The organism is Mesorhizobium tianshanense (assembly GCF_007830515.1).
GTDB lineage: Bacteria > Pseudomonadota > Alphaproteobacteria > Rhizobiales > Rhizobiaceae > Mesorhizobium > Mesorhizobium tianshanense.
In genome coordinates this window covers 80873-102498 of sequence record NZ_VLKT01000014.1, presented here as the reverse complement: position 1 = coordinate 102498, position 21626 = coordinate 80873, and the positions used below count along the sequence as shown (strand labels likewise).

General features: G+C 62.6%; 20 protein-coding genes. 7 read left to right on the top strand and 13 right to left on the bottom strand.

Going from position 1 to position 21626, the window contains the following annotated elements; all coding sequences use genetic code 11:
- Nucleotides 1–62 precede the first annotated feature (62 nt).
- Entirely contained in the window at nt 63–2369 is a 2307-nt protein-coding gene (locus IQ26_RS13375) for a xanthine dehydrogenase family protein molybdopterin-binding subunit (protein ID WP_145717846.1), read from the top strand.
- 44 nt (nt 2370–2413) lie between these two features.
- Nucleotides 2414–3316 (top strand): DMT family transporter, encoded by a 903-nt coding sequence (locus tag IQ26_RS13370; RefSeq protein ID WP_145717953.1) that lies wholly within the window; start codon nt 2414–2416, stop codon nt 3314–3316.
- A gap of 6 nt (nt 3317–3322) precedes the next feature.
- Here the strand turns inward: IQ26_RS13370 and IQ26_RS13365 are convergent, their stop codons facing one another.
- The 3 genes from IQ26_RS13365 to IQ26_RS13355 all read right to left on the bottom strand — a co-directional run bounded on the left by IQ26_RS13365 (nt 3323) and on the right by IQ26_RS13355 (nt 5901).
- A complete protein-coding gene (locus IQ26_RS13365; protein ID WP_145717839.1) occupies nt 3323–4129 on the bottom strand; it encodes a helix-turn-helix domain-containing protein in 807 nt (268 codons plus the stop codon).
- Nucleotides 4130–4266: 137 nt separating this feature from the next.
- A complete protein-coding gene (locus tag IQ26_RS13360; protein ID WP_145717833.1) occupies nt 4267–5154 on the bottom strand; it encodes a uracil-DNA glycosylase in 888 nt (295 codons plus the stop codon).
- A gap of 102 nt (nt 5155–5256) precedes the next feature.
- Nucleotides 5257–5901, bottom strand: a complete 645-nt coding sequence (locus IQ26_RS13355; RefSeq protein WP_145717826.1) for a hypothetical protein — start codon at nt 5899–5901, stop codon at nt 5257–5259.
- A 248-nt stretch (nt 5902–6149) separates the two neighbouring features.
- On the opposite strand from IQ26_RS13355, the gene IQ26_RS13350 reads away from it, so the two are divergent.
- Together IQ26_RS13350 and IQ26_RS13345 are read left to right on the top strand one after the other, a co-directional pair.
- Nucleotides 6150–7829 carry an electron transfer flavoprotein-ubiquinone oxidoreductase gene (locus IQ26_RS13350; RefSeq protein WP_145717819.1) on the top strand — a complete coding sequence of 560 codons (1680 nt, stop codon included), beginning with the start codon at nt 6150–6152 and terminating at the stop codon, nt 7827–7829.
- A gap of 142 nt (nt 7830–7971) precedes the next feature.
- The gene (locus tag IQ26_RS13345; protein WP_145717811.1) at nt 7972–8577 is read left to right on the top strand and encodes a DUF922 domain-containing protein; all 606 of its coding nucleotides are present in this window, start codon (nt 7972–7974) and stop codon (nt 8575–8577) included.
- 6 nt (nt 8578–8583) lie between these two features.
- On the opposite strand, the gene IQ26_RS13340 is transcribed toward IQ26_RS13345, so the two are convergent.
- The 5 genes from IQ26_RS13340 to IQ26_RS13325 form a co-directional block, all read right to left on the bottom strand.
- Nucleotides 8584–9642, bottom strand: coding sequence for an endonuclease/exonuclease/phosphatase family protein (locus IQ26_RS13340; protein WP_145717805.1), 1059 nt, complete (start codon nt 9640–9642; stop codon nt 8584–8586).
- A 94-nt stretch (nt 9643–9736) separates the two neighbouring features.
- A complete protein-coding gene (locus IQ26_RS13335; protein WP_240547104.1) occupies nt 9737–11197 on the bottom strand; it encodes an AMP nucleosidase in 1461 nt (486 codons plus the stop codon).
- A 151-nt stretch (nt 11198–11348) separates the two neighbouring features.
- Complete coding sequence (locus IQ26_RS13330; protein ID WP_145717791.1) at nt 11349–11543, bottom strand: hypothetical protein; 195 nt, start codon at nt 11541–11543, stop codon at nt 11349–11351.
- 32 nt (nt 11544–11575) lie between these two features.
- Nucleotides 11576–11728, bottom strand: a complete 153-nt coding sequence (locus tag IQ26_RS39695) for a hypothetical protein (protein ID WP_167522682.1) — start codon at nt 11726–11728, stop codon at nt 11576–11578.
- A gap of 221 nt (nt 11729–11949) precedes the next feature.
- Nucleotides 11950–12291, bottom strand: a complete 342-nt coding sequence (locus IQ26_RS13325; RefSeq protein ID WP_145717782.1) for a DUF2147 domain-containing protein — start codon at nt 12289–12291, stop codon at nt 11950–11952.
- A gap of 486 nt (nt 12292–12777) precedes the next feature.
- On the opposite strand from IQ26_RS13325, the gene IQ26_RS13320 reads away from it, so the two are divergent.
- On the top strand, nt 12778–13044 hold the full coding sequence (locus IQ26_RS13320) for an SEL1-like repeat protein (RefSeq protein WP_027152750.1): 267 nt from the start codon (nt 12778–12780) through the stop codon (nt 13042–13044).
- A gap of 361 nt (nt 13045–13405) precedes the next feature.
- Here the strand turns inward: IQ26_RS13320 and IQ26_RS13315 are convergent, their stop codons facing one another.
- Nucleotides 13406–14344 (bottom strand): LysR family transcriptional regulator, encoded by a 939-nt coding sequence (locus IQ26_RS13315; protein ID WP_145717774.1) that lies wholly within the window; start codon nt 14342–14344, stop codon nt 13406–13408.
- A 202-nt stretch (nt 14345–14546) separates the two neighbouring features.
- On the opposite strand from IQ26_RS13315, the gene IQ26_RS13310 reads away from it, so the two are divergent.
- Both IQ26_RS13310 and IQ26_RS13305 read left to right on the top strand, forming a co-directional pair.
- Entirely contained in the window at nt 14547–15371 is an 825-nt protein-coding gene (locus tag IQ26_RS13310) for a methyltransferase domain-containing protein (protein ID WP_145717768.1), read from the top strand.
- 266 nt (nt 15372–15637) lie between these two features.
- Nucleotides 15638–16759: an ABC transporter substrate-binding protein gene (locus IQ26_RS13305; RefSeq protein WP_145717761.1), complete on the top strand. Its 1122-nt coding sequence runs from the start codon at nt 15638–15640 to the stop codon at nt 16757–16759.
- A gap of 136 nt (nt 16760–16895) precedes the next feature.
- Here IQ26_RS13305 and IQ26_RS13300 read toward each other — a convergent pair whose 3' ends face one another.
- The 4 genes from IQ26_RS13300 to IQ26_RS13285 all read right to left on the bottom strand — a co-directional run bounded on the left by IQ26_RS13300 (nt 16896) and on the right by IQ26_RS13285 (nt 21580).
- A complete protein-coding gene (locus IQ26_RS13300) occupies nt 16896–18860 on the bottom strand; it encodes an acetyl/propionyl/methylcrotonyl-CoA carboxylase subunit alpha (RefSeq protein WP_145717752.1) in 1965 nt (654 codons plus the stop codon).
- A gap of 85 nt (nt 18861–18945) precedes the next feature.
- Nucleotides 18946–19323 carry a hypothetical protein gene (locus IQ26_RS13295; protein WP_145717744.1) on the bottom strand — a complete coding sequence of 126 codons (378 nt, stop codon included), beginning with the start codon at nt 19321–19323 and terminating at the stop codon, nt 18946–18948.
- Between the two features lie 105 nt (nt 19324–19428).
- A complete protein-coding gene (locus IQ26_RS13290; RefSeq protein WP_145717737.1) occupies nt 19429–19971 on the bottom strand; it encodes an O-acetyl-ADP-ribose deacetylase in 543 nt (180 codons plus the stop codon).
- Nucleotide 19972: 1 nt separating this feature from the next.
- Nucleotides 19973–21580, bottom strand: a complete 1608-nt coding sequence (locus IQ26_RS13285; RefSeq protein WP_145717730.1) for a carboxyl transferase domain-containing protein — start codon at nt 21578–21580, stop codon at nt 19973–19975.
- Nucleotides 21581–21626 lie beyond the last annotated feature (46 nt).

The window sequence follows — 21626 nt, the reverse complement described above, 5'->3', positions numbered from 1 at the left end:
CGACAAAACTGGCGCGATGCCTATTTCAGGCACTCGTTCTCCATCATCATCGCGAGGTATCCATGACCGTCGTCACACCGAAATTCGGCATGGGTGCCTCCGTGTTGCGTCGCGAGGATCAGGCCTTCATCAAGGGTCTCGGTCGCTATACGGACGACATCCAGCCTGCCGGCATCCTGCACGGCTATGTCCTACGTTCGCCAGTGGCCAAGGCAAGCTTCACCATCGGTTCGACCGAGGCGGCCAAGGCAGCACCCGGCGTCCATCTGGTGCTGACCGGTGCGGACCTTGCTCATCTCGGCGATCTGAAATCCGGCGTCATGCAGAGGCAGCCGGACGGCACCAAGGCGCCAACGCGCGACATTCCGGTCCTTTGCCGCGACCGGGTCAATTACGTCGGCGACGCGGTCGCATTCATCGTCGCCGACAGCCGCGCTCTGGCGCAGGATGCGGCCGAGCTGATCGAGGTCGATTACGATGGCGAGGATGCCGCGTCCGGCACCGCCACGGCGCTTGACGAAGGCACGCCGCTGGTCTGGCCGGAACTCGGCTCCAACCGCGCCTTCAGCTACCATGTCGGCGACAAGGCGAAGACGGCGGCGGCATTCGCCGGTGCCGCGCATGTCACCCGCATCGAATTCATCAACAACCGGCTGGTCTGCAACTACATGGAGCCGCGCTCGGCGATCGGCGAGTGGAACACGCAAGAGAACCGCTTGGTGCTGACGACGGGCTCGCAGGGCGTGCATTCCATGCAGTACATCCTGGCCGACGTGTTCAAGATCAAGAAGGACCAGCTGCGCATCATCACGCCGGATGTCGGCGGCGGCTTCGGGCCGAAGAGCTTCGTCTATCGCGAGCATCCGCTGGTGCTTGAGGCCGCCAGGCGCCTTGGCCGTCCGGTGAAATGGGCCGGCGACCGAACCGAGCATTTCCTCACCGACGCGCAAGGCCGCGACAATGTCGTGACGGCAGAAATGGCGATGGACAAGGACGGCCGCTTCCTCGGCATGAAGGTCGATCTGCTGGCCAATATCGGCGCCTATGTCTCGCAATACGGTCCCTTCATCCCCTATATCGGCGTCACCATGTCGACCGGCGTCTACGACATCCAGGCGCTCGATGTTTCGGTGACCGGCCTCTACACCAACACCTGCCCGGTCGATGCCTATCGCGGCGCCGGCCGCCCGGAAGCGGCATTCTTGCTGGAAAAGCTCGTCGACGCCTGCGCTCATGATCTGGGCCTTCCCGTCGAGGAAATCCGCCGACGCAATTTCATTCGTCCCGAGCAGTTCCCTTACCGCACGCAGACCGGCCGCCTGTACGACACCGGCGAATTCGCGGGCCATATGGACCGCGCCATCGAGCAGGCGGAGTGGCAAGCGTTCCCAGAGCGGCTGGCGCGGTCGAAGGCCGAAGGAAAGATCCGCGGCATCGGCATGGCGACCTATATCGAGGCCTGTGCCTTTCCGGGCTCTGAACCGGCCTTTGTCGAATTGAACGGCGACGGCACGGTAACGCTGAAGATCGGCACCCAGACCAACGGGCAGGGACACGCGACCGCCTATGCGCAGTTCCTTTCGGAAAAGCTTCATATCGACATCGACAAGATCCATGTCCGCCAGGGCGACACCGACGAGCTGAAGGCCGGCGGCGGCACCGGCGGCTCGCGCTCCATTCCCCTTGGCGGTGTATCAGCTTCTCGCGCGGGCGAGGATCTGGCCAACAAGATCAAGCGCATCGCCGCGGATGAACTGGAAGCCTCGGCCGGCGACATCGAATTGTTCAACGGCGTTGCCCGCATCGTCGGCACCGACCGTACGATCGATTTTTCCAGCATCGCCAAGGCCGCCAAGGACCCGGACGATCTCAAGGGCTTTGGCGAGTTCGTGCAGGACGAATGCACCTATCCGAACGGCACCCACATCTGCGAGGTCGAGATCGATCCCGATACCGGCATGACGGAGATTGTCCGCTACACGATCGTCGACGATTTCGGCGTCACCGTGAATCCGATCCTGCTGGCCGGCCAGGTGCATGGCGGCGTCGTCCAGGGCATCGGCCAGGCGCTGACCGAGAACACGGTCTATGGCGAAGACGGGCAGCTTCTGACGGCGAGTTTCATGGACTATGCCATGCCGCGCGCCGACGATTTCCCGTTCTTCCATTTCGAGACCCGCAACGTGCCATCGACCACCAATGCCCTGGGCATCAAGGGCGCCGGTGAGGCCGGCACGATCGGGGCGACGCCGGCCGCGCTCAATGCGGTGACCGATGCGCTCTATCGCGCCTACGGCATCAAACACATCGACATGCCGGCGACCCCGGCGCGTATCTGGGCAGCGATCAAGGAAGCAGCTGCTAAGTGAACCCGACGAACCATCCCGGCGGGCACAATACGCTCACCGGCATCATGCTCAAGATCATGTCGGTGGCGGTCTTTGTCGGCATGGCGTCCTGCATCAAGGCGGCGGGCGCGGTGCCGGTGGGCCAGATCGCCTTCTTCCGCTCCTTCTTCGCCATTTTTCCGATCATCGTCTTCCTCGCCTTCCAGGGAAAGCTCGGCACCGCGTTTTCGACCAAGCGCCCGCTCAACCACATTGCGCGCGGCGTTGTCGGCGTCTGCGCCATGGGCCTCGGCTTTTTCGCTCTGACGCGACTGCCGCTGCCGGAGGCGATCACGCTGAACTACGCACAGCCGCTGCTGGTGGTGGTGTTCAGTTCGATCTTCCTCGGCGAAGCGATCCGCGTCTATCGCTGGAGCGCGGTTGCGGTCGGACTGGTCGGCGTGCTGATCATCTCATGGCCGGAACTGACGCTGCTGAGCTCGGGCGCGGCTCTCGGCGACCAGGAGGTGCTTGGCGTCATCGCCGCCCTGGCCGGGGCAGCGATCTCGGCCGTCGCCATGCTGCTCGTGCGCAATCTCGTCCAGAGCGAGCCGACGGCAACCATCGTGCTGTGGTTTTCGGTGACGGCGAGCGTCTTGGCGCTGTTTTCGCTGCCGTTCGGCTGGCAGTCACTGGCGCCGGTGCAGGCGGGTCTTCTGGTCGCGGCTGGTTTTTGCGGCGGGCTCGCCCAGATTCTGATGACGGCAGCCTATCGCCATGCCGAGGCCTCGGTCGTGGCGCCCTTCGAATACACGTCGATGCTGCTCGGCATCGTCGTCGGCTATCTCGCCTTCGGCGACGTCCCGACGGTTCATATGCTCATCGGCGGCCTGATCGTCGTCGCCGCCGGCATCTTCATCATCTGGCGCGAGCGCCAGCTTGGCCTGGAACGTGCCCGCACCCGCCAGGCGGCCCCGCCGCAGGGATGATCAGGATCATTTGGCCCGCTCTTTCGCCAATCGCACCAGCGCCGTCCTTGTCTGCTCGTCGGCGGGGAAAAAGGATTCGATCGCCAGTTCCGACAGCGTCACGTCGAGCGGCGTGCCGAACACGGTGATCGTGCTGATGAACGACAGCACAGCATCGCCATGGGCAAGCCGCAGCGGGTGCACGATCGCGTTCGGCTCGATCGGTACCGGCCGTCCGCCTTTCAGGCCTGACGGATAGGTCCGAAGCTCTCGCTCCAGTTCGACCAGAACCGGGTCGCCCGAGGCGTCGTTCTGGTGTTTCAGCCGGTCGAGAAGATGCGCTCGCCATTCGGCGAGGTTGACGATGCGCGGCGCGACACCACCCGGGTGCAGGCTGAGCCGAAGCACGTTGACCGGTGGCGTCAGCAAGGAGGGCTCGGCGACGTTGGCCAGGAACGGGCCGATGGCGGCGTTCGCCGACACCAGGTTCCAGTGCCGGTCGACGGCCAGCGCCGGGAAGGGCTCGTGCCCCTTGAGCACGATCTCGATGGCAGCCATTGCGGGCGCCAGCGCCGTGTCGGTGAGCGAGCGCTCGCTGAAGCTCGGGGCAAAGCCCGCGGCCAGCAGGAGCTGGTTGCGCTGCCTCAGCGGGATCGACAGCTGCTCGGCCAGATGCAGCACCATGTCGCGCGACGGTGCGGCACGCCCGCTTTCCACGAAGCTCAGATGCCGTTGCGAGATTTCGGCTTCCATGGCGAGGTCGAGCTGACTCATGCGCCGGCGCGTGCGCCATTCGCGAATGAGGCTGCCGGCGGAAATCTGTGCGGATGTCATGGGCGCATGGTTAGGGCTCTGGGGGAGGGATTTCAATTACCTGGGAGGTTATGAGCATCCGGGCATCGCCGGAGATTGGCGAAAGCCGCGATGACGGCCAATCTCCCCCACGAGGGGGGAGATTAGCTAATCGCACCTCAACCCAGTGCCCGCAATTTCGCCTTCACCTCAAGGAAATCACGCCACGCCAGCTTCTTGTGCGCGGGGGTTCTCAGGAGATAGGCCGGGTGCAGGGTCGGCATGGCGGGAATGGCAACGCCGGAGGCGGTCGTGTGGACGCGCCAATTGCCGCGCAGCCGCAGGATCCCTTCGGTGGTGTTGAGCAGGGTCTTTGCCGAGGGGCCGCCCAGGTTGACCAGCACCTTCGGATTGACCAGCTCGATCTGTCGTTCGATGAACGGCCGACAGATCTCGGTCTCGTGCGGTGTCGGCGTGCGGTTGCCCGGCGGTCGCCAGGGGATGACATTGGCGATGTAGGCAGATGTCCGGTCGAGGCCGATCGCGGCCAGCATCCGGTCGAGCAGCCGGCCGGAGCGGCCGACGAACGGCAATCCCTCGATGTCCTCGTCGCGGCCAGGTGCCTCGCCGACCAGCATGACAGCAGCATTCGGATTGCCGTCGGCGAACACCAGGTTCTTGGCGGTGAATTTGAGGTTGCAGCCGTCGAATGCCGCCATGTGCTGGCGAAGTTCGTCAAGGGTCGCCGCCGTCGTCGCCAACTGGCGCGCCAATGCCGCCTGTTGCTCGTCAGGCACCGTCGCCGTACCGGACGGTGCGCGCACCGCCGGTGCCGCAGCTTGCCTTTCGCCCATTTCGGCGCGTGACACGCTCGTCGAGCGTGGCGGTGCAGGGTTTTCACCGTTTGATGGCGAGGCTGCCGCTGACGTCCGCTCCACTGGCTTGGGTGCCGTCTCTGCAAACCTGTTCAGCGGCTCGTCTTCGAGCGCGTCATCGACGCCGGCACTGGCATAGAAGGCCAGCAGGTCGGCGATATCAGGTCGATTGTCTCGGGAAACGGCAGTCATGCTTTCACATTCGGCCGCGCGGCAGGAATTTGCAAGGTGATGCATGTCGCCCAAAGCGCGGAGCGGCTTTGGGGGTAGCGACATGCACGAAAACAAAGACTCTTAGCTCGACGGTATGCGCGGATCCTGCACCAGATAAAACGTCCAGCGCGGCGTGTAGTCGGTGATCAGGAAAATGAAATTCGCCGTCTTCAGCGGGTCGATCTTGCCGTTCCTGAACAGCAGCTGGTCATACGGTTCGAAATCGCGGTCGAAATCGGCAAAGCTGCTCGACCAGATATTATCAGGCTTCTTGTTGCGCTGATCGAACGACAGGCCGTCGCCGAACACGCTCGGCCGGTCGAGCACCTCCTGCAACTCGAACTGGAATTCGACCCAGGCCTGGCCGCTGTTGTTGAGCACATCGATGCGCATATACATGAGGCCGTTGGCGAATTCCCCTGCCTTGCCGAAGGGCTGGATCGGCTTTGTCGTGCGGATGGTCAGCGTCACCGGCGTCGCCGAATTCAGTTCTTCGGTGATGACAAGCGGGTTTTCCTTGGTTCCGATGCCCGAAGCCCCGGTGATGCGGAAGCCGCCGAGCTCATCGGAAAAGGAATAGGCCCCGGCCGCCCAGACTTTTTGTGGGTCGGCACTGGCGTCACCCGGCGCCAGCGGCGAAAAGGCCAAAAGGAGCGCCCGGCAAATCCGTCCGGGCGAGGAAAAAAAGCGCGTCGATGAAAAGCCGGTTGGCCCGTATATGCGCATGGCTCGAAGTATGGCCGATAAGCAAGCCGTCGAACAATTAAAAACGTGAGGCGGCGGCTCTTCCCTGGAATGGAGCCGGCCTGGGTCGACGTTCAGGCGAACTCCAAAACGCGATCTTGTAGTACGATGCGCGACTTTTTGACGAAATCGGCATTGTCACGTCAGCGCCGGTTTCGCGTCGCGAATTGATGCGCTATGCAGCGGATAAGCCAGCAAGATGCGTAAATGCGGCAGCCAGTGAGGGGTTGATGAGCGATATAGAACGCGAAAGCATGGAATTTGACGTGGTCGTCGTCGGCGCCGGTCCGGCCGGCCTCGCCGCCGCGATCCGTCTCAAGCAGGTCAATCCCGAGCTTTCCGTCGTCGTCCTGGAAAAGGGCGGCGAAGTCGGCGCCCACATCCTGTCCGGCGCCGTCGTCGATCCGATCGGCATCGACCGGCTGTTGCCGGGCTGGCGTGACGAAGAGGGTCATCCCTTCAAGACGCCGGTCACGGCAGACCATTTCCTGGTCCTCGGCCCCGCCGGTTCGTTCCGGCTGCCCAACATCCTGATGCCGCCGCTGATGAACAATCACGGCAATTACATCGTCTCGCTCGGCAATGTCTGCCGCTGGCTGGCGACCAAGGCCGAGGCGCTGGGCGTCGAGATCTATCCGGGCTTTGCCGCGGCCGGCCTGCTCTACAATGAAGCTGGCGCGGTCACCGGCGTTGTCACCGGCGATATGGGCGTCGAGAAGGATGGCACGCACGGCCCGGGCTTCGCGCCGGGCATGGCGCTGATGGGCAAATATGTGCTGATCGGCGAGGGCGCGCGCGGCTCGCTGGCCAAGCAGCTGATCGCCAAATACAATCTTTCCGACGGCCACGAGCCCGGCAAATACGGCATCGGCCTCAAGGAGCTCTGGCAGGTCAAGCCGGAAAACCACGAGCCAGGCCTGGTCCAGCATTCCTTCGGCTGGCCGCTCGACATGAAGACCGGCGGCGGCTCCTTCCTCTACCACCTGGAGGACAACCAGGTGGCGGTCGGCTTCGTTGTCCACCTCAACTACAAGAACCCCTACCTGTCGCCGTTCGATGAATTCCAGCGCTTCAAGACCCATCCGGCAATCAAAGGCACGTTCGAGGGCGCCAAGCGGCTGGGTTATGGCGCCCGTGCCATCACAGAGGGTGGCTGGCAGTCGGTGCCGAAACTGTCCTTCCCCGGTGGCGCGCTGATGGGTTGTGCTGCCGGCTTCGTCAACGTGCCGCGCATCAAGGGCTCGCACAATGCCGTGCTTTCCGGAATGCTGGCGGCCGAGCATGTCGCCGAGGCGATCGGCGCCGGCCGCGCCAATGACGAACTGGCTTCTTACGAGGCCGCATGGCGGGCGACCGACATCGGCAAGGATTTGAAGAAGGTGCGCAACGTCAAGCCGCTGTGGTCGCGCTTCGGCACCGTTGTCGGCGTCGGCATTGGCGGCCTCGACATGTGGCTGAACACGCTGTTCGGCTTCTCGCCCTTCGGCACGCTGAAGCACGGCAAGGCCGATTATGCGACGCTGGAGCCGGCCGCCAAACACAAGAAGATCGCCTATCCGAAACCGGACGGCGTGCTCACTTTCGATCGCCTGTCCTCGGTGTTTCTGTCGAACACCAATCACGAGGAGAACGAGCCTGTCCACCTGCTGGTCGCGGACATGGATCTGCAGCAGCGTTCCGAACACGATGTCTACGCCGGGCCTTCGACACGCTACTGCCCGGCCAGCGTCTACGAATGGGTCGACAAGGATGGCAACGCCGCCGCCGACCCCGCGGCGAAGGATGTGCGCTTCGTCATCAACGCGCAAAACTGCGTCCACTGCAAGACTTGCGACATCAAGGACCCGAACCGGAACATAACCTGGGTGCCGCCACAAGGTGGAGAGGGACCGGTCTACCAGAACATGTAGTTTGCCAGAATCGCCGCGCCGGCCGATTCGACCGCCGACCAAAATGCATCCGGCGAAGGCCCGCTACATTCGCGGCGTCTAAAAAAAGTTGAAGCGGCGCGGCGGTTGTGGTTCCCTTTCCCTCTGATCCGGAGAGATGACCATGCGCCTGGCGGTTCTGACGTGCCTTGCGGCGATTGGCGCCTTGTGCGGCTTCGCATCCTCGGCATCGGCTGACACGAAGGTGCTGGTCAAGACGCGGACTTACAACATTTCAGGAACCACGGGCGCCGCCCTGATCGAGGCTATGGACCGCAAGGGTCCGAAGAGGCACGGCTTCATGACGCACGCCATCGCGCTGACCGCCTATACCGCAAATTGGGACCTGGACATCAGCCGGGACGGTGGTGTCTGCCGCCTGCGGCAGGCCAATGGGACACTCGATCTCACCTACACCTTACCCCATCTGGCCTCAGCCGCGACGCCGGCGCTTCAGAAGCGCTGGAAGCGGTTCTTCGCGGGCGTTCGCACCCACGAGCATACCCATGGCCGCATCGCCAGGACAATGATGCGGGCCACCGAGAAATCGATCACGGGGCTGGAGTTCGCCGACAACTGGTTTTGCAGCAAGACGCACCGCGAGGCGAGGCGCCGGATCAAGACCGTCTATGCCGAATACGAAGCGAAACAGAACGCCTTCGACGCGCGCGAGCATCGCGACGGCGGCCATGTCGAGCACCTCGTCGATACCCTGTCGCGCAAGCAATAGGCCTGCTCAGCTTCGAGTGTTGCCGTTCCGTGTCACGGATGCGGTCGCGGTTTCACCTTCGCCGACCGGCTTTTTCTCTTCCGGCCTGAGCGAGAATTCCACCATCACCGGAAGATGGTCGGAGCCTGTGTCTTCCAGCCTCGACACGGAATGGATGAGAACCGCGCCCTTGCTGAAAACCTGGTCGATCGGCAGTCCGGCGAAGCGCAGGAAATCCGGTAACTTGTCGTAGAGCCAGGTCGGCCCCGGCGAAGGCTCCACGGTCAGCTTGCCAAGATCTGCGACGCGCCGGACAGCGGCGCTCCAGGGTACTGCATTGCAGTCGCCTGCCATGATCGCTGTCTCGCCGAGCGAAGCGAGCTCCCGCGACAATCCGCCGATCTGCCGTGATTGGTTGCGCGGCCATGGCCAAGTGAGATGGATGGCGGCGACATCGATGCTGGTTCGGCCGAAATCGACGGTCGCGATGGCCATCGCACCGCGGCCATCGCAGCGCGGTTGCGTGCCGGCGGCAAACGGCCGTCTGGACAGCAGCGCAACGCCGAACACGCCATTGGGGTAGGGGCAGAGGATCCGGTAGGGGTAGGCGCCGGCGTGAAGTCCAAGCTTCGCCTCCCACATGTCGGACACCTCGTCGAGGGTAATCACATCGGGCTGGGTCCGGCCGATCAGCGACAGCACCTTTTCAGGCGTCGGATTGTCAAACCGCAGGTTCATTTGCAGCAGGCGGTAGATCTCCTGGTCACCGGGGTAGACCAGAAGGTCACCGGGCTTGGCTTCGTAGGCTGCCTGGACTGGCCACAGGCGCGGCACCGGCAGGCCGTTCGACGTGGTGGCGAAGGCAGCTACGGCAAAGAGCAGCGCCGTGGCCGCCTGCAGGCGAAACGAGGTCGCGAGCAACGGCAGCGCGCAAACCGCCATCAGCACGGCAAGATGGACGCGGAAATGGGCGAAGGAATCGAATGCCGGATGCAGCGTTCCGAAAAACCCGGCCACCAGCGGGACCGAGAAGACAAGCATTGCGACGAATGCCACCGAAGCCATCATGTTTCGAATGCGTGCCATCTGCTTCGCCTATCGGCAGAAATGCGGCCCATCAAGATGACGAAATGCCCTGCCGCGCTCTTGCCGCACTCGGATCAACGAAGGCTGATCGGTGCTACTGGAACGCCGTCTCCGAAAAGCTCCTGAGCTTGCGCGAGTGCAGCCGCTCCATCGGCATCTCGGCCAGCTTCTCCATCGCCCTGATGCCGATCTTCAAGTGCTGCGCCACTTGCCGCTTGTAGAACTCGGTCGCCATGCCGGGCAACTTCAATTCGCCATGCAGGGGCTTGTCGGAGACGCAAAGCAGCGTGCCATAGGGCACGCGGAAACGGAAGCCGTTGGCTGCGATCGTCGCCGATTCCATGTCGAGCGCGATCGCCCGTGACTGCGACAGCCGCTGCACCGGCCCGCGCTGGTCGCGCAGTTCCCAGTTGCGGTTGTCGATGGTGGCAACGGTGCCGGTGCGCATGATACGCTTGAGGTCGTAGCCGGAAAGGCCGGTGATTTCGGCGACAGCCTCCTGCAGCGCCACCTGGATTTCGGCCAGCGGCGGGATCGGCACCCAGACCGGAAGATCGTCGTCCAGAACATGGTCTTCCCGCACATAGGCGTGCGCCAGCACATAGTCGCCGAGCGCCTGGGTGTTGCGCAGCCCGGCGCAATGGCCGAGCATCACCCACGCATGCGGCCTGAGTACCGCAATATGGTCGGTGATCGTCTTGGCATTGGAGGGGCCGACGCCGATATTGACCATGGTGATGCCGCCATGGTTCGGCTTCTTCAGATGATAGGCCGGCATCTGCGGCAGGCGCCGCGGCGCCGCGCCATCGCCAGGCGCGCTTTGTCCGGCCTTGGTGACGACGTTTCCCGGCTCGACGAATTCGACGTATCCGCCGCCGCCATTCGCCATCAGCTCGTGCGCGCGGGCGACGAATTCATCGATGTAGAACTGGTAGTTGGTGAATAGCACGAAATTCTGGAAATGCTGGGGACTGGTCGCCGTGTAGTGCGACATCCGGTGCAACGAGTAGTCGATGCGCTGCGCCGTGAACGCCGCCAGCGGCCTGGCTTCGCCTAACGCCACTTCGAACGTGCCGTTGGCGATCTGGTCGTCGGTGCCGTCGAGGTCCGGTACGTCGAACAGGTCGCGGATCGGCCGCCTGATGCGTTCGGCGGCCGCGCCGTCGACATGGGAGCCTTCCAGGAACGCGAAATGCAGCGGGATGGGCGTCGTCGATTCCGAAACGGTGACCGGAACGCCGTGATTGCGCATGATCAGGCGAAGCTGTTCGATGAGATAGCGTTCGAAAAGGGCAGGCTGGGTGATGGTGGTCGAGAAATGCCCAGGCGTCGGCATATGGCCGTACGCCTGCCGCGAGTCGATCTGGGTGAACGAACTCGTGGTGACGCCGATTTCGGGATAGAAGGCCCGGTAGCGCTTGTTGTTGTCGGTGCCTGCGGCGAGCGCCGTGAACGAATCGCGCAGGAATTTGGTGTTGCGATCGTAAAGGACCTGCAAGGCCGCGACGGCCTTTTCGGCATCGTTGAAACTCTGCCGGCCAAACGGCTCCGGCATCACAACCGATTCGATGGCTTGGGGATAGATTCGCTTTTCCATGACCCAATATAGAGGCTTGGCCATGCGGTTGGGAGGGGTATGCCGGCCCGAACGCGGTCAAAAACGTCGTTTTTCTTATCGAATGGTTTCGATGAAAGATCGATTGATCCTAACCGCGCCGCAAGCTGACCAGCAGCACAAAGCCGACGCCGCTCTTCCTCAACGCCGGCGCTTCGATCGTCGAACCCGCATCGGCGCGCATCGTGGGTACGGCCAGAACCGGCGCGGCAAGAACCATCAGGATGAGCGCCGCCCGCGGCACGAGCCGAAGGGTCTTGAGGGCGCTGGCGACGATGCGGTTCATGGTGTGTTGTTTCTTTCTAGGTGTCTGTCGGTTCAGGGGCGAAAATGGTTCAGGCAATCGAACTGGCAGGAACTGGCCACGTCCCGGGCGCGGGCCGGGCGTTCGGCTTCGGTGACGAGGATGGCGAACATCATGCCGAACAGGCTCAGCAACAGGCAGACGATGGTGAAGCGGCGGGCGAGCATTGCGTGGCGTCTCCTTCAACACGCATGAGAATGCCCTGATACAACTGAACCGGCTCTGATGCTGGCGTTCATCTGCGGTTCAAATTCATTGACGGAGTTTTACGAGCGGCGCCCGCCGGCGCGCGTGAGCCGGCATGCTTGATCCATCGGCCGCAACAACTGGCCCAAACAAAAACGGAGCCCGCTAAGGCCCCGTCTTCATTTCGTCAGAATGCAAACGATCAGAGCTTGTGCCAGGTCTGGCTCTCGCAGAGAACAGCCAGGACGCATCCGGTCATTTTCAGCGAACTTCCGGCTAGGGCCCCGCTACCTGAATAGGTTTTTCCGTTCGACGGCTTGGTGATCGAGCCAACATATTTGCCGCCACCGCTCGCCTTCATGCTGCCGATCGATTTTCCGGCATATTGACCGGTCGTCAGCTTGATGCAGAATGAGCCGCCGCAGGCACTAATGGCCGCCGTGTCGCCGTCCTTGGTTTTCCAGTTGCCTTCGATTGGGTCGGCCCAAGCCGCGCCGGCCATGATCAATGTGGCCGCGAGGGCCATGCTGGTCTTGCGAAACATGTTTTTCCTCCCTGCGGGCTTCCGGTCGGATGTTCCGCCCCACCAGACTGCCCTTTACGCAAACGTAAGCTAATCCACCTCCCGGCAAAACAAAAGCGGTGCCGCTGCGGAAGACTTCAGGATTTTAGACGCCAGGATTTTGACCGCCTGAAGCGGTCCCCGTCGACTGGAAATGATACGGTCGCAACTCCGTCTTTGTCTCCCTTGGTTAGCGGAGTCTTGATCCGCGTCTCGCAAATTTTCGTCAAATTGAGCGCGAACCGGCGAAATTGCTGGCTTTGTATCCTTAACGAATTTCCGCATTTACCTCTTGTTTTAGCTTTGTTTTCCTCAAATTAAGCACGCCATTTAACGACGGATTCAAGCCTCCGCGTCATTCTCGAAAGCATCGAAAGAGCGGCCACCCCCAAGGGATATCAACGGATACCAAGGGACGGAAGGAGGCGGCTCTCGGGAGCCTGACAGGGGCTAGAACAGGGGATTGAAATGGCACGTTTTGAAATGCCTGAAGCCGGCTTCGGCGCCATGGGGGCAACCGCCCAGGCCGACATTCTTTTCGAACTGGGCATGATGTATGCGACCGGCCGCGATTGCGAGACCGATGTCGTCGCCGCCCACAAATGGTTCAACATCGCTGCGATCAAGGGCTCCGTCCGCGCTGCGGAACTGCGCTCGGAATTGTCGGCCGCCATGTCGAAGGTCGAGATCGCCAGGGCGCTGCGCGAAGCCCGCGAATGGATGACGATGCATTGAGTTCACGGGGCCTCTGAGTTCATAGGCGCCGAGATCACCGACAGGGACGCTTCAGGTCAAGGCCGCGCAAGACGGCCGGACCGGCAATGACAAGAACGCGGCAGGCCGGATACGGCCAAGCTGCGCGACGGACAGGGAAGGTGAGCGGTTTCGGGCGCGGGAGCGTTCGGGGATGGTTCGACCGACAAAAGCCGCGACCGGCCGGAACAAGGCTGGCGCGGCTTTTGCGTTTTCGGACCATGATCCCAAAAAGTGGAAGCCGGTTTTTGGAAGAGATCATGGCCGCGCAAGAAATGAAAGACGTGGACAAAGGAGCATTCAAGACCTGGAGGGTCGGTTCGGCCGAACCGCTCGCCAGACTTCACCCTGCCTCATTGAGGCGGCGGCTTGGCCGGCCTTCGAAAATGGGCTTTTGCGCGCTCAGTTTTTCGACAAGGAACTGCATCAGAGCGGCTACGCGCGCCGTCCGGCGCAAATCCGGATGCGTCAGAACCCATAGCTCCATCGCAAGTTCCTCGACGGGACCGGTCACCGGCAAAAGCGTGTCGTCTCCTTCGACGACGAAGGTCGAGATCACTGAAACGCCCATTCCCTTGCGTGCCGCCTCCACGCAGGCGAGCACTGAATTACTGGTGAAGACGCAGCTTTCGTAGACCGCCTCGCGGCTTTTCCAGACCAGTGGGACCATCCAGTCCACAACCAGATGCGGCATGACCCAGTCGTGATCCTTCAGATCGCGCTCTCCGGCCCGCGCGAGATAGTCCGGCGCTGCATAAATGCCGAATTTGAAGTCGCAGACGAACCGCCCTACACTCATTTCCGGTGGGCGTCTCGTGACGCGCACGGCAATATCCGTTTCCCGACGCGACAGGTCGGCCGCGTCGAGCCCCATGACGAGATCGACCCTCACCTCCGGATGCTGTCGGCGGAATTCGGCAATCAGTGACGGTAGGATAAGGATCGTGGGACCTTCTGGGGCCGAAACCCGGATCTTGCCGCGCAGTCGGGTGTCGCGGCCAAGAAGCTCCCGTTCCATCGCGTGGACTTCGCCCTCGATGCGTTCGGCATAGCGCATCGCCGCTTCGCCGGCCTCCGTCATCTCATACCCGGTGGGGAGGCGCTCGAAAAGGCGTACGCCCATGCGTTTTTCGATGGCGCTTATCTTGCGAAAAACCGTGCTGTGATTGTTGCCGAGCTGTCGCGCCGCGCCGGAAAGGCTTCCCGTCCGGCATATGGCGAGGACGACCTCGAGATCGTTCCACTCGACGCCGTGTGAGGAAACAGATGACTGCGCCGCCATCTCGGCTCCTGTGCGATTTTGCAAGCCCGGATTTCCATATTGCCGAATTTTTCCGCAAAGTTGAACATGGTAGAAGAATTGTAGTGGCTATCGGTGCAAACCGTCAGAGCGTTCAAAAACCGGATTGCGGGCCGATGAGGTTTCGCAACGGCAAGATGCCGCCGTAACGTCGTAGGAACGGTAGTTGGGGGATACAGACATCATGGCCCAGGCGCTCGACCCTTTCCGACTCACCGACAAGCTAGATCCGAATGCCTTGGAAGTGATGATCACTCGCCTGGAGGCGCGCGGAGGACATCCCAATTTTGCGGGACCGCTTTCCGCATACCTCGATCGAATGGAAATCGACGACAAGGCCAATGTCCTTGACCTTGGATGCGGCACGGGAGTTGCGGCACGGGCCATAGCGCAGCGTCCCGGCTTCGGGGGTTCCGTTCTGGGAATCGATCTCAGCGACTATCTCGTCGACGCAGCCAAACGACTGGCCGAACGAGAGAAGCTAAGCGATCGCGTTCGTTTTGAAGCTGGTGATTCGCGTGCGCTTGGCCTTCAATCGGGATCACTCGACGCCGTGGTTGCTCACACCCTCTTCAGCCATCTCGATGATCCGCCAAGGACGCTCGCCGAGATGCGGCGACTGCTCCCTCAGGGAGCATCCGCGTGCATCTTCGACGGCGATTATGCGTCGATGACGTTCGAACTTTCTGATGAGCGGCGTTCGCGCCACATGGACGATGCAATCGTCGCATCGCTCGTAACCAATCCGCGCATTCTCCGGCAACTGCCTCGACTACTGAAGCAAGCAGGATTCGTCATAGAAACAGTCATCCCGAGCATCATCGCAGAGATCGGGGGCGCTGATTTCTGGAGAAGCGGGATCGAAGCTTACGCCAAGCTCGCGCCGCGGGCGGGAATAGTGGACGAAGCCGAGGCATCGTCGTGGCTGGATGAACTCTTGGCGGCCAGCGCTGCCGGCGAGTTCTTCGGCTGCTGTGTTTACTACGCTTATATAGCGCGCGCCGTGTGACCGGGTCCAGCCGGCTCGGAGCCAAACTGCGGAACGCCGCTCGCTAGCGGCATGTCCGTTATGTATCGCAATTCGAAACTTCGGGCGGGCTATCCCTAATACCGGCAAGGGCCCAGACCCCCACACATGGTCAAACAGTAACGTTGCAGGCCCAATCGAGTGCCGCCGATGCGCCTAGACAGGCCTGGCGAAGGGTGAAATTCTCCCGCCCACTCTGGAAGAGGCGCGGCCGGGCGGCCGCGCGAGAGTGGAGGAATTGTATCGCTATGAAAAGATTGGGTATTTTGAGCGCGGCCATAGTGGGCCTGATGATGAGCGCGCCGGTTGCCTTCGCCGACGACATCACCTTTGCGGTGGTCGGACCGATGACCGGTCAGCTTGCCACCATCGGCGACCAGTTCAAGCAGGGTGCGCAAGCCGCCGCCGACGCGATCAACGCGGCCGGCGGCGTCGATGGCCGCCAGATCAAGCTCGACATCGAGGATGACCAGTGCGATCCGAAGCAGGCGGTTTCGGTCGCCAATCGCATCGTGGCTGACGGAGTCATGTTCATCGATGGCCATGCCTGCTCGGGCTCGAGCATCCCGGCCTCCGCCGTCTATGCCGAAGCCGGCGCGCTGATGATGAGCCCGGCGTCGTCGAACCCGGTGCTGACGGACGCCGCGGCGAAAGCCGGCTGGCCGACGATCATGCGCCTCTATACGCGTGACGATGCCCAGGGCGCCTTCATCGGTCCTTGGATCGCCAAGAAATATGCCGGCAAGAACGTCGTCATCATGCACGACAAGAGCGCCTACGGGCAGGGCGTGGCCGATGCCGTCAAGGAAACGATGAACCAGAACGGCCTCAACGAGATCCTTTACGAGGGCATCAACGCCGGTGAAAAGGACTACGCCGCGCTTGTCACCAAGCTCAAGGGCCTGAAGGCTGACGTCGTCTACTTCGGCGGCTATCACCCCGAAGCCGGCCTCATTCTGCGCCAGTCGGCGGAACAGGACCTCAAGTTCCAGTTGATCATGCCGGACTCGATCGCCTCGCCGGAATTCTGGCAGGTTGCCGGTCCGGCCGGCGAAGGCACCATGTTCGTCTTCCCGTCGGATCCGCAAGCAAAGCCGGAAGCCAAGGAAGCGATCGAAAAGATCAAGGCCGGTGGCTTCGTACCGGAGGGCTTCACCCTGTTCTCCTACGCCGTAATCCAGGCCTTTGCCGAGGGCATCAAGCGCGCCGGCAGCGACGATCCGGCCAAGGTTGCCGAAGCCTTGAAGAACAGTCAGTCGATCAACACCGTCGTCGGCCCGGTTACCTTCGACGAGAAGGGCGACCTCAAGAACGCCAGCTACGACATCAACCAGTGGCACGACGGCAAATACGCGCCGATCCAGCCGTAGTCGATTCTGTATTTCAGGTGGAAATGACCGGGCTGCCCGGCCATTTCCATTTCTGGTCTGGAAGTGGGCGCTTTATGGCCCCCTTCTGTCCCGCCGCCTGCGGCTGTTTTGGCACCGGGGTCGGCGACTCGGCGCGTCAGCCGTGGGTTTCCTCGGCAAAACGCACCAGCACCGTCCCGTCGGTGACCTGCGCGCCTTCGGCCGCGATCTCCGCGATCGTCCCGTCATGGGTGGCGGAAATCGTGTGCTCCATCTTCATCGCTTCCAGGATCAACAGCGGCTGGCCCTTGATGACGGCCTCGCCTCTCGCCGCGCGCACCAGCTTGACCAGACCCGGCATCGGCGCGCGCAGGCTGTCTGAACCGGCGGCGATTTCGTCGGCTCTCGCCAGCGGATCGGGCACGACGAAACTGTAGCCGGCGGCGCCTTCGAATACCGTGACGTGGCCCGGCCATCGGGCGAGGCGAGGGGCGGCGCGAAGATCATGCGGGTTGGCGCCGTCATAAGGTGCGTCCAGCGCCACTTGGAAGCGCCCGTCCGGCCGCACCGACACAAGCGCGAGAATATCCTCCTCGCCGTAACGCAGCCGCGCGCGCCGCGCGGTCGCGTGGAAATGCGCATAGCCGGCAAGTGACGACCACGGGTCGTCGGTCGGCGCCCGAGCCCCGGCGCTGGACGCCGCAAGCGCGGCTGCGGCGACGGTCTCGCTGCTCGGCGACGGGACTGCGGTCAGCGCTTGCTGATGCCTGCCGATCAGACCGGTATCGACATCGCCTGCCGAAAAATCCGCGTCAGCGGCAAGCGCAGCGAGAAAGGCGGTGTTGACGGTCGAGCCGGCGATCTCGGTCTGCGAAAGGGCTGTGCCCAGCGCTTCGAGTGCCGCCGGCCTGTCCTTGCCATGCAGGACCAGCTTGGCGATCATCGGGTCGTAGAAGGGCGGGATGGCATCACCGGCCCGCACGCCGGTCTCGATCCGCATGCTGGCGCCCTCGGCCACGATATCCGGAAATTTCAGGTGATGCAGCGTGCCCGTCGCCGGCAAAAACCCCTTCGCCGCGTCCTCGGCATAGATGCGCGCCTCGAAGGCGTGACCGGAGAGCGCGATCTCGCTCTGCGTCTTCGGCAGCTTCTCGCCGGAGGCCACTCGCAACTGCCATTCGACCAGATCGGTGCCGGTGACCATTTCGGTGACGGGGTGCTCGACCTGCAGGCGGGTGTTCATTTCCATGAACCAGAAGCGGTCGGCCTTCAGCCCTTGCGAGGCATCGACGATGAATTCGATCGTGCCGGCGCCGGAATAGCTGATCGCCTTGGCGGCCTTCACCGCGGCCTCCGTCATCGCCTTGCGCAGCGCCGGCGTCATGCCGGGGGCGGGGGCTTCCTCGATCACCTTCTGGTGGCGGCGCTGCGCCGAGCAGTCGCGTTCGTAGAGATGCACGACATTGCCGACATTGTCGCCAAACACCTGAACCTCGATGTGGCGCGGCTTGTCGATATATTTCTCGACCAGCACGCGGTCGTCGCCAAAGGCGGCCTTCGCCTCGCGCCGCGCCCCCGACAGCGCCTCGGAAAAGTCGTCGGGATGTTCCACGCGTCGCATGCCCTTGCCACCGCCACCGGCGCGCGCCTTGATCAGCACCGGATAGCCGATCTCGCGTGCCTTGGAGGCGAGCAGCACGATCTCCTGCGCCTCGCCGTGATAGCCCGGCACAACAGGCACGCCGGCCTTCTCCATCAGCCGCTTGGCCGCGTCCTTCAGCCCCATGGCGCGGATCGAGGCGGCCGATGGGCCGATGAAAATGAGTTCCGCCGCTGTCACCTGGTCGACGAAATCGGGGTTTTCCGACAGAAAACCGTAGCCGGGATGGATGGCTTCCGCGCCTGCTGCCAAAGCCGCGGCGATGATCTTGTCGCCGCGCAGATAACTTTCGCCGGCGAGCGAGGGACCGATATGAATCGCCTCGTCAGCCATCTCTACATGCAAGGCCCCGGCATCGGCGTCGGAATAGACGGCGACCGTTCGCACGCTCAGCTTGCGTGCCGTGCGGATCACCCGGCAAGCGATCTCACCGCGATTGGCGATCAGGATCTTGGCGAACATGCAGCCTCCGCAGCCAGGGTTTGCGACGGACGACGTGGTTGTTTCTTCGCGCTGCCGCTGTCCCGCCGGCCTGGCAGGCGCCCGTCTATTTCGAAGCGGCGATTCCGCAGCCCCCGCTTGCGGTCTTGACCTTGTATTGTTTGACGCCGGCCTGACAGGACCGCAGGGCCAGATCTTCCGCAGCCTTCTTGGAGGGCGCGTTCAGCCGCGCGCTGCAAATGACGTATAAATCGGTCACGCGCGAATGGAAGGTCGTTGCATAGGCGGAATGCCCGCTGGCTGCCACATAGGCTTTGTAGGCTTTCGGGCAGTCTCCCGTCGAACCCGGCGGAAAATGGACGGCGAAACGGCTGTCGCCTTTGCTTCCCGCCAGCGATTCCGCTGCGCCAACGCCAGGTGCCGCTAATATAAGAAGTCCCGCAAGTACAGACACAGTTGTTTTCTGAAAAAATTGCAGTCTCATCTTCGCCCAATCCCCATTGGTATTTACAAGGAGCAATAGACGCAATTTTTCCGTGTGGCCAGTTCAATGATTGAAAATGAGTCTGAAGGGTGTGGATGGGTTCTCTCATCGGTGCGGACCACGCTCCGCCAGGCGCAGTAACGCCTGTTGATATAGTTCCGCCATTTGTTGGTCGAAGCAGCAGAAAACGACGGTTTCCGGAACCGCGTTCTGGCCGATGAAGGCGCTCACGGTGCCGACGGCGATCTGCGTCGCCTGGTCCTTTGGATATCGGTATACACCGGTCGAGATCGCCGGGAACGCCACCGTCCGGCAATCCTTGGCGGCGGCGCATTCGAGCGACCGGCGATAACAGGAGGCGAGCAGCTCCGCTTCGTCTTTATCACCGCCTTGCCAGACGGGGCCGACCGTGTGGATGATGTGGCGAACCGGCAGTCTGTAGCCCTTGGTGAGTTTTGCGCCGCCGACCTTGCAGCCATTCAGCATCCGGCATTCGAACTCCAACTCGGGGCCGGCCGCCCGGTGAATGGCGCCGTCGACGCCACCGCCTCCCAAGAGCGACGTGTTGGCGGCGTTGACGATGGCATCGACCGCCAGCTTCGTGATGTCGCCAATGTGAAGGCGAATCCTCTGATCGATTTCGCTCATCTCACATCCTGAACACGCCGAACCGTGTCTCTTCGATCTCGGCGTTCAGCGCGGCGGATAGGCTGAGCGCCAGCACCTCGCGCGTCTTGGCCGGGTCGATGATACCGTCATCCCAGAGCCGCGCCGAGGAATAGAGCGGGTGGCCTTCATGCTCGTATTTCATCAGGATCGGCTTCTTGAATTTTGCCTCCTCTTCGGCGCTCCATTCCCCGCCCTTGCGCTCGATCCCCTCGCGCTTGACGACGGCCAGGACGGTGGCCGCCTGCTCGCCGCCCATCACGGAAATGCGGGCATTCGGCCACATCCATAGGAAGCGGGGCGAATAGGCGCGTCCGCACATGCCGTAATTGCCGGCGCCGAACGAGCCGCCGATGATCATGGTTACCTTCGGCACGCGGGCCGTGGCGACCGCCATCACCAGCTTGGCGCCGTCCTTGGCAATGCCGCCCGCCTCGTATTTTCGTCCCACCATGAAGCCGGTGATGTTTTGCAGGAAGACCAGCGGGATCTTGCGCTGGCAGCACAGTTCGATGAAATGCGCACCCTTCAAGGCGCTTTCGGAGAACAGCACGCCGTTATTGGCGATGATGCCGACCGGCATGCCCTGAAGATGGGCAAAGCCGGTGACCAGCGTGGTGCCGTAATTCTGCTTGAACTCGTCGAATTCGGAGCCGTCGACGACACGCGCGATCACCTCGCGCACGTCATAGGGCTGGCGCAGATCCGTCGGCACGATGCCGTAGAGCTCATCCGCTGCATGAAGCGGCGGAATCGAATCGCGAAGTGCCAGCCCGATCTCCTTCTTTCGATTCAGGTTTTTGACGATGCGGCGCGCGATCGCCAGCGCATGCTCGTCGTCCAGCGCGTAATGGTCGGCAACGCCGGATAGCCGTGTATGCACATCGGCGCCACCCAGCTCCTCCGCACTGACATCCTCGCCGGTGGCGGCCTTCACCAGCGGCGGGCCGCCAAGGAAGATGGTCGCCTGGTTGCGTACCATGATCGTCTCGTCCGACATCGCCGGCACATAGGCGCCGCCCGCCGTGCACGAACCCATGACGCAGGCGATCTGCGGTATGCCTGAAGCCGACATGTTGGCCTGGTTGTAGAAGATGCGGCCGAAATGATCGCGGTCGGGAAACACCTCGTCCTGGTTGGGCAGATTGGCGCCACCGCTGTCGACCAGATAGACGCAAGGCAGCTTGTTCTGCAGCGCGATCTCCTGGGCGCGCAGATGCTTCTTCACGGTCAGCGGATAATAGGTGCCGCCCTTCACCGTGGCGTCGTTGACGACGACCATCACTTCGGTGCCTTCGACGCGACCGATGCCGGCGATGATGCCGGCCGAGGAGATGTCTTCGCCATACATCGACCACGCGGCGAACTGGCCGATCTCGAGGAAGGGCGAACCGGTGTCGAGCAACTGGGCGAGGCGCTCGCGCGGCAGAAGCTTGCCGCGGCTCTGGTGGCGTTCACGCGCTTCGTCCGAGCCGCCGCGCTCGACGGTTGCCGCCTTTTCCGCAATATCGGCGACCAGCGCCCGCATGCGTTCGGCATTGGCGCGGAAGGTGTCAGAGGCGGGCGAGATCTGCGAGGTGAGGGTGGTCATTGACAAACCTGAGGTGATATCATATTTCGCTATCAAATCTGAGTTT